Genomic DNA, 13,997 nt, shown 5'->3' on the forward strand with positions numbered 1-13,997 from the left:
TGTGCCGTCTGTATGATTATTAAATCCTGTTGCCGCATTATTTCATCCTTCATTTGCAATACATTATGTTCTCTTTATAATAGTTCCAGAATAAAGTGGTATCAGTAAATGTAATACCTGTAATGGGATAAATATGTAACAGATTAATACTTTGATAGATCCTTAAAAAAGATCAGTATTAACCTGTTTATAGTCAATATGATGGAAGAAATAGTGAAGTAAAACTGTAATAGATCTAAGTATCATAATTTTGTAATTATTTAATAAAGTTTGTTTGATTTTCTATTCAAATAGCTTAAGTTAAAACTTTTTTTACTGCCAGATAAAATTCGAAATCAATACATATAATAAAGAAACCTGCCAAACTGGAATATATCATAACAGGAAGGAACTGGAGCAGCAGTTGGTGGGAATTCTTGAGTGACCAGCCAGGAATACATGATAAAACTTTCAGTCAGGTGCCGGATGAGAGAATAAAAGCTGCAAAGCAGCTGGGGGATCTTTTTGAGGCTTTTCCGGATCGAAAGCAGGCTTTTGAAGATCTTTTAAGGCTCTGCTCCGATAGAGATAACGAGGTCAGAGAAGAGGCTATTAATTCTCTTACAAAGGTTTTTCCCAATGTGCCAGAAAAGGAACTGGTCTGGGAGAGGTTTGTAAACCTGACGGCTTATCCTGTAGAACAGATTATGAAAACAGCAGTTAACTCTCTTATCGCGGTTTTTCCTCTGATGCCTGATAAAAACAGAGCATGGAAAGACCTTATTGATCTGATAAACTCAAAATCAAGCCTTGAGGACGTCCGCAGGGGAATTATTCACTCGCTTCCAGATGCCATTTCTGGATTTCAGGATGAGGAACAGGTCTGGAAGGATCTGCTGGAAATGACAACATCAGACGACTTCTATATTCGGGAGAGGGCGATTTCGTATTTAAGTATGGTTTTTCCGAAGCTGCCTGAGGAAAAGAAAGGCAAAGCATGGGAAAATCTTCTTGAACTGGCAGAGAAACCCAGGGATATAAAGGTTAGAGAACATATAGCAAAAAATTTGACAGATATTTATCTGTATGCCCCGGACAAAGATAAAGCATACTCTGATCTTGTAAATCTGGCTGAAAAGAAGGAAGGTTACGTGCTCAAAGAGGTTATCAATACTCTTGCTTCTATCAATTCTCACTTGTATAAAGAACGAGAGAAAGGGAAAGAAAAAGAAATAATTGGGGAAAGAGAAATGGGTGAGGAAGATAAGCTCGAAAACGAGCATGTTAAAGGGAAAGAAAGCAAGAAGCCCGCTTTTGATATCCTGAGGCTGACAGGGGACAGAGACCGGTATGTGAGAAAAAATGCAGTAGAATCTTTTGCAAGAACGTACTCCGAGCTTCCTGATAAAGATGAAATTATAGAAGAGCTTCTGAGACTCAGTTCGGATCCTGATCCTCAGATGAGAAGAGGTGCGATTGAGTCTCTACTTGCTGTTTATTCGAGAAGATCAGGCAAAATACAGGACATCTGGCACGAACTCCTCAAAATGACTGAAGATGAGTATGCAGGTGTCAGAAAGGGCACTGCAGAAATGCTTTCGCATGTCTTTCCGACGGCTGAGGAAAAATCTACAGTTTTTTATGACCTTGTCAGGCTTACTGAAAGCCAGGATGCCCAGCTCAGGAAGAGAGCTGCAGAGCTTCTTGCAGTCTCATTTAAATACTCGGCAGATAAAAAAAGAGCATGGGATGACCTTTTGAGACTTGCGTCATCTGAGGACAGGGAGGTCCGGAAAGGGGCGGTAATTGCCATTTCATCGGGTTATCCAGAAGTTCCTGATAAAGCAAAAGTCTGGAGCGACCTCGTCAGGCTTTCAACTCACAGTGACAGCTTTGTTCAGAGAGCAGCAACAAGAGCTCTTGGACCTGCTTTTTTTTATGTCCCGGATAAAACACTGGCATGGAGAGACCTGCAGGTTCTTGTTAATAACCCATACATCTACGTCCGCAGGTATGCACTCCGCTCCCTCGGAAGGGCTTCCCTCTGGAGAGCTCTTAAGGCGGAAAACGAAGCTGCCTACCTTTTCGGACTTAAAGAAGCAGTCAAATACTTTAAAGAGGCGGCTGAAACCTCTATCGGTACTTTTGTTCCCGAATTTTACCATCCCTTTTATGAGGCTCTCTTACAGATCCTTTTCGGGGAAAGATCTTCAAAACTTGAAAGTGAACGATATCTCTCAGGGGTAACCCGTGGAACAGGGGATCTGGAAGAAAACAGAAAGTTTCTTGAAACTCTGGAAGAATTCTCAGGGCTTCTTCAAGCTGCAGGGAACCTGACTTCCGGGGACCTGCCTGCCCAGAAAAAACTTCTTGAGTCCTGTATTGAGGCTTTTGACAGGGCTTCAGGACTTTTTGAGGCTGTAGAGGAAGATTCTATTCTTGCGCAAAAAACCTTCAATAAAGAATACCAGAAAACTGGAAAAGTAGTTGTGGAACAGAAGCTGAAAGAGACCCTTTCCGGAATCCGATATAAAGCAAGGACAGCCTGCCTGAAGGCAAAAGGCAAACCTTCGGAAAAAATCACGTGTACCGTTAGTCAAAAAGTCAGGGAATGGAGTTTCCAGGATATTGATAAAGATAGAAAAAAACTGGAAAAGCAGCTTGAATCCCTGCTTAATATAGTTGCAGTTCAGATTCCTTATATTCCAGAAAACAAGCATATTTTTGAGAAGCTTGAAGAAATCAGGAAGGAGCAAGACCTTCTCGAACGCTACAGACTGGCTGGCAGAATTATAAGCATGATCCCTGAAGTTAAAATGTTTTCAAGAGATTCAGGAAGATAAGCTATCTTCACTCTCAAGTTTACCTGCAATTTATATTCTATCCTGCCAGTTCTTCTTTTATGTATGGGGCAGGCATCGAATTAACGGAAGAGGATTTTGAATTCTCAAAACTCCCTCTCTCAAAAAAGTTCATCCGCCTGGTATTCGAAAAGTACCAGCTGGAATACATTGCTTATTTCGGCGAAAACATGTTCTATGTCTCAGGGCAAAACTCAGAACCCCTTATGCCCTTACCCAGCGCCAGATACCCTGAAGATATCGAGCTGGTGTTTGATTTTATGACACGAGAAAGAATCCGCAGGATAAAATATGAAAATGGGGTACTTTATCGGGCTGCAGTTCCGGGGCTTTCTGACCACAACGAGCAATGAATTGATCTGTTACTTTCCATTTGCGGTAATTATGTACAAGCGATGCGAAACCAGAGTCAAAAGTCCAGCCATATTTTTTATTTGTCCGGGTTATTTATAGTTTCATCACAATATTAAGTATAAAGTTTCTCTTAATCGTTAACAGAAGGGGTGATAATGATGAAGCTATGGGAGTATGATTCTCGCAGAATTCATGGTGTGCACATGCCACAGCAGATGAGCGATCTTGAAAGAATTGGAAATGAAGGGTGGGAACTGGTTCTCTTAAAAGACGACATGGATGATGAGGGAACAATAACAGCGATTTTTAAAAGGGAGAAGAAAGAAATCATACCTGAATAATCGAAATATTCTCTTAAAATAATCGAAATATTCTCTTAATCTTCTCCATTTTTAAATGTATTTTTCCTTATTAATTTTTAAAAACACGCTGACATTTTCAAGACAAATAGCCTGTTCTCATTAAACGGAATTTAATACGTGTAGAAATGGACTCCATGATAATGGCAGTAAGTTATTTATTTACTTCTTCAGTATTTTAAGTATATGAAAAATTATGATCCTGTTAAAGCCACTTATGCGGTTATAATTCTACTGGTTTCTTTATTTGCCTTATATATAACATCCTCTTTTTTTTACGTTATTGTTCTCAGTGCTCTTTTTGCTTACGTTATTCACCCGGTTTACTTATTCTGTCAGAGATTCATAAAGAGCAAGCAGATTTGCGCTATGATCCCTCTTGGTGCAGTCTTTCTTCTAATAGCGTCCTCAGGCGTTATGATGGTGAAAGCCTTAATGAATGAGGTCTCAAGAATTTTAGAAATCCCCAATACCCTCAACGGGTTTGCAAATATGGATCTCAGAGAGATAGTCGGGCTATTCGAACCGTTTATTCAGACCCATCCAGGGAAACTTACCGAAAGCATAGGCGAGTATCTGAACACCCTTGTTACGGATTACTTACCTGATATCCAGAATAATATCGTCCAGATCTCAACCGACCTTTCGATCCTGACTATAGAGCTGATAGTAATTGTTGTTCTGACTTATTACCTTCTTGTGGAAAGCGAAACTATCGCAGCCGAACTTCCCGGTCTCTTCCCGGACAGGAAACTGGGAATTGTGTTCCTTGGGGAGTTGAATCACATTTACCAGAACCTTTTCGTAGTTTATTTCCTCACCTGTCTCGTTACCGGTGTAATAGGTGGAGTACTTTACTGGGTGCTTGGAGTACCTTATCCCCTGATATGGGGAATCATAACCTTTATAATGGCTCTGCTGCCAGTTGTTGGAGCGGGTACGGTTTACGGTCTCCTTGCACTTTACTATGCCCTCATACAGGACTATTTCACAGCAGGAGCACTGGTTTTCCTGGGAATCATTTTCCTTAACCTTGTCCCGGATTTTGTCATAAGACCAAAGCTTGCCAGAAGCAGAGCTGCAATCCACCCGGCAATTACACTCATAGCTTTTGCAGCTCCGGTCTTCGTTATCGGCCCTATAGGCATTATCATAGGCCCCCTCACATACGGCTTTTTGCTTGCAGTCTTCAGGACGAAAAAAATAATCGGGACTTCCCACGTTCAGACGGAAAACCTGGATGTAAGCTCAACTAAAGAAAAAACTGCAGAGAAATCAACTGGTAATTCGATTGATAGGTTGGCTGAAAGATCAGTTGATGCCTCCAGTGACCATATGTTCGTTCCGGAAATTAACCCATGGCAATAATGAAGTAAAAGCTGATGAGTTAAATGAGACATGGAAATGATCACAGTTAAGTACTGCATTGTGACTGTGAGTTTAAATTGACACTTAACTGGCTATCATAACTTTTTTTTAAAAAAGGTTGCGTTCCCACCTGGATCTTGGAAGTTCCGAACATTTAAGAGATGCTTTTTGTTTTTGGGAAGAGGTTTGAGGTACTTGACTCATAGGCTGTGAGTGCTGTATTATCTCTTTACTTGTGGGATAGTTTTTCGGAGTGGATGTTGAAGTAGGTCTTTTGGAATAGGTCTTTCTGGTTAGGTGTTGAGATGAGAACGCAAGTTATACTATGCACTTACTGTATATAATATTTTCAACAACTAATATCATACTACTTATATATTTGTTAGTTTAGAGATATAACTTTTCATCATTAATATAACCTTATATCACAGATATATTGCACATAATCCAGCCAATTACGGCGCTATCAGTAGAAATATATTAATTTGGATTTTTAAAAAATAATATATATTACCTAATCCATTTCTTCTATAAGACCTGAAGGAAAAAGTTGCTATTTAGTTCAGTATTGTTCAAAACACGGAGGGAGAGGAATAAATAAGCTTAATATTATATTGATGTTGACTATTTTTCTAGTGATAACAACAAGTTCTTCCAGTGCCGCACCGCAGGGAACTATAATAAAAGGAGGTGTGCTGACATACCCAGCAGGCCCCTATCTTACAGAAGATCCCCTATTATTAAGCCTCGAAAATTACACAGGAGACAACTATACACAATCACTGACCGAATCATTTAAAATGACCTGTCCTGAGAACGGGTGCCTGTTTTTTGGCAAAGATAAGCACAATACTAATCAGGGGAACCTGAGTACCGGAATCTGGAATAATCCGTGCAACCCTTTTTGGATTCATTATAAGCCCAATACGGAAACACAGAATTCCGTTTTTTCCTTTTTTGGCTATTCTCCTTCTTTCAACAAAACACCTTTATCCACTCTACTGAATGTTACTTTTCGGTACTTACATATTATTTAAAAAAGAGCAGGATTAATACCAGCTATCTTTTGTAAGTTCAAAAACCCTGAAACAAACATAGTTTTTAAAATGAGGCTGCGTTCCCATCTGAAAATATCTGGAAGTTCCGAATGTTACTGAGAGACTTTTAGTTTGGAAGAGGTTTGAGGTATTTGTGGGTTGTGTTTTAGTTCATCTCTTTACTGTGGAGTAGGTTTTGGAGTAGATGTTGCTATTGGGTGTTCAGAGATGAGAACGCAATTTATACTAGACCTTCATCATATATAATATTTTTAACACTTAATATTATGTTATTGCCCTATTTCTTAAACCATCTCTCTAATTTTAGTTCATTAGTCTAATATTAGATCATTAAACTAATAATGTGGAACTTATAACAGTAGCACTTATGTAACAAAGTATCAACTGCAAACTACTGAACTGAGAATTACTTATACTCTGAGCTGCTGGCGTCAGATATCTCCAAGCTGGAGGTCTCAGGTCCGCAGGCAATAGTACCATACTTTCGTATCCTTATACTGTATCGGTCAAAACCAATTCCGGATAATTTCATTTCATGCGTGTATTGTATGTGTGGTGAAGGGTATAGAGAAGGTATACAAGGAAAGCAAGGGCAAGGAAATATTTTGTATAAAAGACCCTTGTCAGGATTTTTTTCTGCGTACTGGTTGAAGCGTCTTCTATTATCCTTGAGCAGACATCCCCTTTAGTATAGATTTTCCCTCCGTTTTCAAGTACTGCTGTTCTAAAAAGTGTATTTTCTCCAACGTACGTATATTCGTCCGGGCGGTTTACGGCAGCAGGTCTCCAGGATACGTTCTTAGCTCCAGAAGTTTCAGACATCAGCTCCTCGGTCAGGTTTGCTTCAAGAGGAGTTTCAGAGATTTTGTGAAGCCCAAAGGTATCGGCTGTAACATACGATTCGTACATGTTATTTCCGATGGACGTGATTTCCATCGGCTTTTTGTCAAAATAAAGTTCAGGCGTACCCTCTTTTCCTGTGGTAATAAGGATTCTTCCCGGCTGACTCATCTTAAGGTCAGGAACCTCCAGCTGAATGCCGTCAGACATATCCGTATCCGCAACTGCCCAGTTCAGGGTTCTGGTAATAATCAGGCTGTCATTTCCCGAGTACAGGGATGCAGCCCAGGGGACTCCATTCCCTTTACCGTTGTCTGTTGTAATAGCAGCAACCCTGCCCAGCCCCAGCCTCCAGACCGAAATTATCGGTTTTCCCAGCCTTGTTATAACAAGGCGGTTTGCTTCGGGTTTCGGAGTAACCTCATTATACCCGTAAATTTCATGCTGTATGTCGGAAATGTTGCGGGTAATGAAATGCTTTGGGTCATAAACAACAATTGACCCGCTCGAATATTCGTTTTCCTGGTCTTCGGACTCCTCAGGGTCCTCAGAAAAGCTTACTTTAATCCTCTGACCAGGCTCTATTCTATTGTAATTTTCTGACAGGCCTATTTTGTTCATTAAAAGTTCCGCATAATATTTCCCTTTGGGAGTGACCTGGCGGGTGGTTTTCGGAGCGTGTATATGGACGAAATGAATGCCAATACCGCTGTTTTCGTGAAGATTTTCCGCACACTGGACTGCACGTTCGAACCTGAGGTCCCCCTCAGCTACATTGCCTATTCCGCCGTCGGACACGATTATGATTTCAGCTTCTGAACTATTTTCCTGGCCGTTAAGCAGAGCCCTTGCAGTCATGAGTCCCCTTTCAAGAGATGTGGAATCTCCTGCGGGCGATATTTTGCTGATTTCACCTTCAAGCCAGAGTCTGTTGGACTCTTTTGACATATCCACAAATCCATTTGTTATGTCCTGTCCTCTGCTCCCGAATGTGATCACATCAACCCTTGCATCTTTAAGGAGGTCGCTTTCGAGAAGGACAATTGCATTTGACAGGATATCGTCAATAACCCTCCCTCCAACTCCATTGTTCTCCATGATGCTGGGTGAAGCATCAAGCATGAGAACAACATTTCTGCCTCCTCTCCAGTTAGAGGGCTTGGAGGTAACAGGAAGGAGTTCCTCAAATTTAGTATCCTGATATGTATCCTCTGCAGGATAATCAAAAGAAGAGTCGCCCCCAACCACTACCATGCCTCCCCCGTTAATGATATAATCTTTGAGGGCTCTGGCTTCCGTATCGGAGATCGTTGATGCAGCCTGGTTGTCAACTATTACAGCATCCGTACTGTTAAGAGAAACGAATGATTTGGCTACTCTTACGTCGTAGATCTCCTTCATCGTATTTGCAAGGGGAGAGTCGGGCTCGTCTGTAACAAGAAGGACTTTTGGTTTGGGTGTTACATACACACTTTTCATATACTGGTTATTGACCTCAAAATAATCCAGGTTTTTAACAGTAATGCTTGCCGGATGAAGAGTTGCCTTTACGGTGTGAGGCCCAAGCGTTTCAAACGTATGATTGAATTCTATACTTTCTATTCTATCAGTCTGGGTAATTTCCCTTTCCAGTACTTTCTGGCTGTCAACAGTAACCCTTACCTGATAACTCATTTTGTCTTCAACTGATTTCCTTACATTGACCTTAAAAAATGCCTCGTTATCGATTACAGCTTCGTTTTCCCCTTCAATCTCCACACTCAGATCTTCTTCAACGGTTCTGGGGATAAGAGCCGAAACAGGGAAATTGTTCCTGTAACAATAAGAGAGAGCCTCCTCAACCGGCGTCCCTGAATTGCTCTGCCCGTCCGATACCACAAGCACATAGTTATCGGGGGAAGCCTGCTGAATGATGGCATCCCCAAGAGAGGTATGTATCCCTGAAACCGTTGTAACCGTAACAGGAACTTTTGTATTGAGCTCATCTGCAAGCTCTTTGGACACCCCTTTTTGCAGCAGATCCATGCTGGCACTTTCATCAGAAATTATGGTTATCCTCGACTGGTTGGTCTTCGGAGAGCTCATATCCACAGAATAAGGCGCGGCAAGAGCCAGAATAAGAAGAAAGATCACAAGGGAATGGATAAATAGATGTCTTCGATTTACCTTTCTCCAGAGCCCTAAAAGCACAACAAAAGCCAGAGGGACAAGCAGCATCAGTTCGCTTATGTGTGAAAAATTAAAACCATAAGGAAAATCAAAGGTCATATGATCCTCCTCCTTAACATAACCGCACTCTCGACCATGAGAAGCAGCAGTAAGGCGTAAATAAGGTATTTCCTGGGCTTATCAGGTGATACTGTGCGGAGATCCTCTTTCTGGATAGCTCCATTCTCGCCTGTCAGGTTCAGCCTTCTCTCCGTAAAAGTATTTGATTCACCGGAATCATACAGGTTGACAGCAATGGTTTTCTGGTTAAGCTCGTACAGCCCGCATTCGTCATAATAGACAAAATCGCTGCTGACACTTTCAGTTGGTGTTTTGATTTTGAGGGTCTGATCAAATGCCTGGTACCTGCCCGTGTTCACATTTGTTTCGCTTATATCCTCGATTCCCCACATGTACCTGAGGAGTTTTGCCCAGAAGACAGGATAAGTAGGAGTGGTGGCGAAATTGTTCCATCCGTCGGCTTCAGTAGTGTCACTGAACCCAATGTAGGTTACTGTCCCTTCGTTTATATTCTGCATGCAGACCAGAGGTCCGGCTTCCCCGGCATCTACAAGGACAGCAGCATCCTCTTTCGGGAGGGTGACAAGGAGTTTGCGAAGATAGACCTCACCGAACGAAACATCGTCAAAGATATTTGTTCCACTTCCCACAGTCTCTATTGTGTAACTGCCTTCTTTAGCTACTGATTGTATATCTACCGGAAGAATTGAATAAAGCCCGTGCATCTGTAATGAATCATGCAGGCACTCATTTCCTATAACTATCAGGTCTTTTCCATTCTTTGCATAAGCTGCAATTTTCAGGGCATCGTTAGTTGAAAGGGGCTTATTTTTTGAATTTACAATTATAGTATCGTATTCTGTGGCGTTGTCAGGAAGATCCTTCCGTACATCAACACCAACATCGGGAAGCAGGGATATTGCCGTTACCAGGGGTGACTTGCTGGCAGCCTTATCAATGTCAGTTAATACAAGGATTTTTTTGGGTTTGACTTCAGGGATTGAAATACAGGCAATATTGTCGCATGGTATTGCATCCTCGTTGAGAATTTTCACGGTTGATATGCCCTGAGGGATATTTGAAAACTTTATCTGCTGTGACCCGTACTCTTCAAGCTGCACGGAGTTCCTAACCTTTGAGCTGGAAGCCGTATCAGGATTGCTCTCCAGCTGCACGTCAAGCGTTGCGCTTTTATTATTAAAATTTCTGATAGTGCAGGTGTATTCATAGGTCCCGTCATTGCTGTCTTTCAAATAACCGTCTACAATTGCATAGTTTGCAGTTTTATTGCCCACCTGCCTGAACTCAAGCTCCATATTTTTCGTGTTTGCGATTCTTATGTATGTTTCAGGAGCCCTGCCATCCCAGGTTTCGAAATCTGATATGACTACAATTTTCCCGTACTCATTCTCCTTTTCATTTATGGCAGTCAAAATAGCTCTGGGAATATCCGAAGGGGTGTTTCTAGCCTCCATGCTATTGATTATTTTTTCCGCATCTTTTGCATCAAGGCCTTTTGCAATCACCACAGGAATGCTTTCTGCAGCAGTAATTGTATTCTCCTGACCCAGGCTGTCTATTGCTATTGACCTGGCTTCTCTGGTACGGTCTGGAGCGGTCATGCTTGCAGACGAGTCCATTATAATGATTACCTTTTGAGCATCTTCTTTAAAATCATCTATGAGAGGACCAGCTAATGCTATCGAAAGGAGAATAAGAGCCAGCAGCTGCAGATAAAATAGAGGGTCTGTTATCCTTTTACTGAGAGTGCGCCTGGAATCAAGCAGATTCTGGCTTATCCTTCGAACAAACATGAGGGAAGGCAGGATGATGTTTTTCGGGCGGGGCCTTAACAGGTATATTATTGTAAGGGGGATTATCCCTGCAAGTGCGATGAGCCCACTGGTGAATTCAAAGTCCATAGGCAGGATCACCCTTCACCTATGATTTTGAGAACAGTATCAAGCGGCTCATTTTTTATGCTGACGCGAAAATAAGGGATTTTAAAATCGTATGCTATTTTCTCCAGTTCAGCTATATGCTTTGCGTATTCGTTAGCATATTCTTTTTTAAAGTTTGGTCCCACTGTAAAACTGATTTCTTCGTTTGTCTCACTGTCAATAAACTTTATTGTTCCATCCACGGTTTCAGGCAGGTTCATCTCGTTTTCATCATAAATGTGTACGAGTATAAGCTCGTGCCTTGACAGCCTGTTAACCGCATTGCGGACAGAATCAAGGTTATCCAGGAAATCCGAAATTATGAGAACCATTGATTTCGATTTTATTCTCGGGTAAATAGAATCTGCACAATCTGCAAGCTTTGTGCTCCCGCTGACCGAAATCTGAGTCAGGGCATCTATTGTCCGCAGGAAATCATCCCTTCCTTTATGCGCTTTTGCGTAATCCACATCGTCTGCAAACGTTGTAATCGTATACACATCGTTGTGTTTCATTACAATGTAAGAAACTCCTGCGGCTACCGTTGCTGCATACTCAAACTTGTTCGGTGTACTGTCAGGAAAAAGCATGCTGCTGCTGGCGTCAAGCAGTATGACCATGTTCAGGTTTTTGTCTTCTTCAAACCTGCGGATGTAGAGCTTTTCCGTGCGGGCATAGAGATTCCAGTCAATTCTTTTTAAAGAGTCTCCCTGATTGTATTTTCTATGGTCTATAATATCAAGCCCTGCCCCTGTCCTTGTTGACTGGTGGCTGCCCGTATGAACTGCTGTAACTCTCCTGCTGAGCGGGATTGCATATCTGTCAAGTTGGGTCAGGAAGGACGTGTCGATGGTATGTTTTGCGCCAGCCATGTCTGATCATTGCCTCCAGCCATTTTACTGCTGGCTGAGTCAAATAGTTGTTTTTCTGTTATCCAGGATTTTTTGAATGATTTTGTCGCTCGTAATATTGTTTCTTGCAGCATCAAAAGATAGAATCACCCTGTGGCGAAGGACAGGAAGAGCCATGGAATCAATGTCCCTTTTATCAACATACCCTCTGCCGTCAAGAAACGCATTTGCCTTTGCGCAGAGAATAAGTGCAATTGAAGCACGCGGAGAAGCCCCTGCTTCTATCATATCAGGCATTTTTCGAGTCTGATTCACTATATCAATTGCATATTTTTTGAGTTGATTTGAGATCGGAATCCTTCGGGTTATCTGCTGCAGCTCTATGAAGGTCTGCTTTTCTATGCATCTCCTTACAGCTGGCCTGAAAGCTTCTGCATAACGGTTTACTATCTCAAACTCTTCATCGGGGTCAGGATAGTCCAGGCGGATCTTCATTAAAAACCGGTCAAGCTGGGCTTCGGGAAGGGCATAGGTTCCTTCCATTTCTATAGGGTTCTGAGTTGCAAGGATAAAGAAAGGTTTGTCAAGCGCGTATGTAGTATTTGCCACAGTAACCTGTTTTTCCTGCATTGCTTCAAGCAGGGCAGACTGGGTTTTCGGGGAGGCACGGTTAATTTCATCTGCAAGAACTATGTTTGCAAAAACCGGTCCCTGCTTGAATTTGAAGTGCTTTGAGCCTCTTTCATCTTCTTCTATAATGTCGGTTCCCGTGATATCCGCAGGCATAAGGTCAGGCGTACACTGGATTCTGCTGAACCTCATGCTCATGATCTGGGAAATAGTGGATATGGTAAGGGTTTTGCCAAGCCCGGGATTGCTTTCAACAAGGACATGCCCTTCACACAGCATGGCTATGATAATCTGCCGGATCATTTCTTTCTGGCCGACAATTGAATTTCCAATTTCTCTAAAAATAACTTCAAATATCTGGGGGGATTTTTCATAAGTAGGTCTCAGGTTGAGTTCTGAATTTTCAAGCTGGATTTCCTGTATTTGTTGCATATTTCCACTCCGCTGTTTTTAGGTGAATCATGAATCTGCTGTGAATCTGGACAGACCGGATTAAGGACGTTTATTCCGATGAAAGCTCCTCAAAATACTGTTTGATCAGAGGCTCATACTCTTCTGGCAGGTTTTCAGAGTAAGTCTGGCTATATTTGAAATTTCCATTATAACGGCCTGAACTTTCGTTAAATCTCTGTTCAGTATCCGCATCTATCTGGCTTGTGAATCCAAGCCCCATGGTGGGGTTGATTTCCATTTCAACCTGCTCTCCATTCTTTATGATGGTAGCTTCTATCCTGTACCTGGAATCCGGAACAACATCTTCACTTTCGTCGTAAGCAGCTCTGGCATTCATATTATGAAGATTGTCCTGAAGATTACCAATTAGCTTATTTGGAGAGATATTGAAGCTGAAGCCCTCATATATGCAGAAAGTGACTGCTCCCGAAAAAAGGAGGAATACGACAAAAGACCTGAAAATCTGGTTTTTAGGGACTATTTTTCTTATTTTGATGGCTGCAAGCTGGCTGTGCACTTCCTCAAGCAGTTTCTTTGTAACTATGTTGATATTCTGGCTGTTATCATATGCAGTACTCAGTCTAGTCCTGAATTCCGGAAAACTGGTTTCAAGGAGGTTTATCAGGTTAAACCTGTTTCTTCTGCCAAATAACCTGTAAATTAAGCTGATAAGAAGAGTCAGCACGAGCGCCCCTGCAGCCATTAAACAGAGATTAAACCAGTAAGTGTTCAGATAGGTCTGTGAACTGCTCAGCTCATCCACGCCCGGGACATAGTAAGCGAGTTCATACAGATTGAACAGGATCATCAGTAAGAATAAAAACACAAATTTTCCGGCTGTTTGAAAGAACCCCAGGGTACGGTAAGACCACGTAAGGTACTTTTTATATTTTTCCAGAAGAGGCACTACAAGCATATAATCTCGAACCACATTTGTAATTTTTAGTAATTATATTGCGAGTGTTACTAATAAAACTTTTCTAATATTTAATTTTAGTTCCATAGACTTTTTCGGCAATATAGTAGAAACTACCAGGCTAATACAAAGAGAAATAAGCAGGATCAATCTCCCGCA

The 13,997-nt window shown here is 41.7% G+C and carries 9 protein-coding genes; 4 read left to right on the forward strand and 5 right to left on the reverse strand.

Going from position 1 to position 13,997, the window contains the following annotated elements; genetic code table 11:
* Window positions 1-416: 416 nt before the first annotated feature.
* The 4 genes from PLL47_RS04100 (at window position 417) to PLL47_RS04115 (ending at window position 4,921) form a co-directional block, all read left to right on the forward strand.
* Window positions 417-2,822, forward strand: a complete 2,406-nt coding sequence (locus tag PLL47_RS04100; RefSeq protein ID WP_324444931.1) for a HEAT repeat domain-containing protein — start codon at window positions 417-419, stop codon at window positions 2,820-2,822.
* Between the two features lie 59 nt (window positions 2,823-2,881).
* Complete coding sequence (locus PLL47_RS04105; RefSeq protein ID WP_324444932.1) at window positions 2,882-3,193, forward strand: hypothetical protein; 312 nt, start codon at window positions 2,882-2,884, stop codon at window positions 3,191-3,193.
* A gap of 156 nt (window positions 3,194-3,349) precedes the next feature.
* Window positions 3,350-3,535, forward strand: a complete 186-nt coding sequence (gene sp36, locus PLL47_RS04110) for a Sp36 family protein (RefSeq protein WP_324444933.1) — start codon at window positions 3,350-3,352, stop codon at window positions 3,533-3,535.
* Window positions 3,536-3,739: 204 nt separating this feature from the next.
* Window positions 3,740-4,921: an AI-2E family transporter gene (locus PLL47_RS04115; RefSeq protein ID WP_324444934.1), complete on the forward strand. Its 1,182-nt coding sequence runs from the start codon at window positions 3,740-3,742 to the stop codon at window positions 4,919-4,921.
* Between the two features lie 1,586 nt (window positions 4,922-6,507).
* Here PLL47_RS04115 and PLL47_RS04120 read toward each other — a convergent pair.
* The 5 genes from PLL47_RS04120 to PLL47_RS04140 all read right to left on the reverse strand — a co-directional run bounded on the left by PLL47_RS04120 (window position 6,508) and on the right by PLL47_RS04140 (window position 13,853).
* Window positions 6,508-9,087, reverse strand: a complete 2,580-nt coding sequence (locus PLL47_RS04120; protein WP_324444935.1) for a vWA domain-containing protein — start codon at window positions 9,085-9,087, stop codon at window positions 6,508-6,510.
* Entirely contained in the window at window positions 9,084-10,970 is a 1,887-nt protein-coding gene (locus PLL47_RS04125; protein WP_324444936.1) for a DUF7408 domain-containing protein, read from the reverse strand. The genes PLL47_RS04120 and PLL47_RS04125 overlap by 4 nt, the downstream gene beginning before the upstream one ends.
* 8 nt (window positions 10,971-10,978) lie before the next feature.
* On the reverse strand, window positions 10,979-11,860 hold the full coding sequence (locus tag PLL47_RS04130; RefSeq protein ID WP_324444937.1) for a DUF58 domain-containing protein: 882 nt from the start codon (window positions 11,858-11,860) through the stop codon (window positions 10,979-10,981).
* Window positions 11,861-11,899: 39 nt separating this feature from the next.
* Entirely contained in the window at window positions 11,900-12,901 is a 1,002-nt protein-coding gene (locus PLL47_RS04135) for an AAA family ATPase (RefSeq protein WP_324444938.1), read from the reverse strand.
* Between the two features lie 70 nt (window positions 12,902-12,971).
* A complete protein-coding gene (locus PLL47_RS04140) occupies window positions 12,972-13,853 on the reverse strand; it encodes a DUF7502 family protein (protein WP_324444939.1) in 882 nt (293 codons plus the stop codon).
* Between the last annotated feature and the right edge of the window lie 144 nt (window positions 13,854-13,997).

The sequence above is a fragment of the Methanosarcina sp. genome (genome assembly GCF_035390745.1).
GTDB lineage: Archaea > Halobacteriota > Methanosarcinia > Methanosarcinales > Methanosarcinaceae > Methanosarcina.

Excerpts from the sequence above, each read along its gene's own strand:
- PLL47_RS04135 (WP_324444938.1), bottom strand. The coding sequence starts at position 12,901 with ATGCAACAAATACAGGAAATCCAGCTTGAAAATTCAGAACTCAACCTG.
- sp36 (WP_324444933.1), top strand. The coding sequence starts at position 3,350 with ATGATGAAGCTATGGGAGTATGATTCTCGCAGAATTCATGGTGTGCAC.
- PLL47_RS04115 (WP_324444934.1), top strand. The coding sequence starts at position 3,740 with ATGAAAAATTATGATCCTGTTAAAGCCACTTATGCGGTTATAATTCTA.
- PLL47_RS04105 (WP_324444932.1), top strand. The coding sequence starts at position 2,882 with ATGTATGGGGCAGGCATCGAATTAACGGAAGAGGATTTTGAATTCTCA.
- PLL47_RS04120 (WP_324444935.1), bottom strand. The coding sequence starts at position 9,087 with ATGACCTTTGATTTTCCTTATGGTTTTAATTTTTCACACATAAGCGAA.
- PLL47_RS04125 (WP_324444936.1), bottom strand. The coding sequence starts at position 10,970 with ATGGACTTTGAATTCACCAGTGGGCTCATCGCACTTGCAGGGATAATC.
- PLL47_RS04130 (WP_324444937.1), bottom strand. The coding sequence starts at position 11,860 with ATGGCTGGCGCAAAACATACCATCGACACGTCCTTCCTGACCCAACTT.